This is a genomic window from Nocardioides glacieisoli (assembly GCF_004137245.1).
In the GTDB taxonomy this organism is placed as follows: domain Bacteria; phylum Actinomycetota; class Actinomycetes; order Propionibacteriales; family Nocardioidaceae; genus Nocardioides; species Nocardioides glacieisoli.
Window position 1 is genome coordinate 1 of record NZ_SDWS01000032.1, and the last position, 1,456, is coordinate 1,456.

Here is a 1,456-nt window from a genome sequence, read left to right on the forward strand (position 1 = left end):
TGACCAGGTTCAACCAGTCGATGCAACACCGGCTTGTTGGAGCAACAGTAGATGCTCGTTGAACGCCTCGGCGGGTGTCTTCCATCCGAGGCTCTTGCGGGGTCGGGTGTTCAGGGCGTGAGCGACGGCCTCGATCTCCTCGGCCGACCAGCACGACAGGTCGGTGCCTTTCGGGAAGTACTGGCGGAGCAGGCCGTTGGTGTTCTCGTTCGTCCCGCGCTGCCAAGGCGATTGCGGGTCAGCGAAGAACACCGGGATCCCGGTTTCGACACTGAACTTGGCGTGCGCGGACATCTCCTTCCCGCGGTCCCAGGTCAGCGACCTCGCCAGTTCGGTCGGCAGCGTCGACATAGTGCTCGCCAGCGCGTTCTTCATCGTGAGCGCGCCGTAGCCGGCCAATGCGGGGCCGTTCCTCGGCGTCTCCTTGTGCCTGTAGCCCTCCTCACGCGGGAGGTGGACCAGCATCGTGAACCTGGTCGTGCGGTCGACGACGGTGCCGATCGCCGAGCGTTCCAGCCCGATCAGCAGGTCGCCTTCCCAGTGGCCGGGAACGGCACGGTCCTCGGCTTCAGCGGGGCGTTCGCTGATCAACGTCTCGGGCGTCACGTGTGCCCAGGTCTTGCGCCGTGATCGCTCACGCGGCGCCCGCAACGCGCGGCCAGTGCGCAGGCACCAGACCAGCTCGCGCTTCAACGCGCCGCGGCCCTCGATGTAGAGCGACTGGTAGATCGCCTCGTGGCTGATGCGCATGGATTCATCATCGGGGAAGTCGACCTTGAGCCGGTTACTGATCTGTTCCGGGCTCCACGCCGACGACCACCCGCGATGCTTGCGGTGGGGCTTGTTGATGCCGGTGAACCGTGGTGGCTCCGGACCGCGGACGACCTTGCCGTCCGGCGTCTTGATCTGTCCCGACAGCCGCTCGTGAACGTAGGCATGCAGGCGAGGGTTGGCGACGAGCTTCGCGGGCTTGGGGCGCTTGGCCGCCATGTCGGCCTTCCACTGAGCGACCGACGCCCGATAGCCGGTACTTCCGGCGCGGGTGGCGGCGTTCCGGCGTAGCTCGCGTGACACCGTTGCGGGATCGCGGTCGATGGCTCGGGCGATCTCGCGCACGCCCTTGTCCTGGGCCTTAAGCAGCGCGATCTCCTCACGCTCAGCGAACGACAGGTACCGGCCCGTGGGCTTGAACGTCAGGTCGAACGGCGCCATCCCGCCAGCGTGGCGGAACCACCGCTGACCGACCGCTTGCGCCACGCCGACCGTCGCGGCGGCCTCGATGGGCAGAAAGCCCTTGGCGATCTCGGCCCAGAACGCGACCTCGACACGGCGATGGAACTTCGGGTGACCCGGCGACCGAAGTTTCTGCCGGATCGCCCGATCTGCTGCTTGCTGACGACGTACCACTCAACACCTCCATGACGGGGTGTTGCGACGACCGGTTGAATCCGCCCTG

At 66.7% G+C, this 1,456-nt stretch carries 1 protein-coding gene; it reads right to left on the reverse strand.

Going from position 1 to position 1,456, the window contains the following annotated elements; genetic code table 11:
• Positions 1-9: 9 nt before the first annotated feature.
• The gene (locus EUA06_RS22230) at positions 10-1,407 is read right to left on the reverse strand and encodes an IS30 family transposase (RefSeq protein WP_129479879.1); all 1,398 of its coding nucleotides are present in this window, start codon (positions 1,405-1,407) and stop codon (positions 10-12) included.
• Between the last annotated feature and the right edge of the window lie 49 nt (positions 1,408-1,456).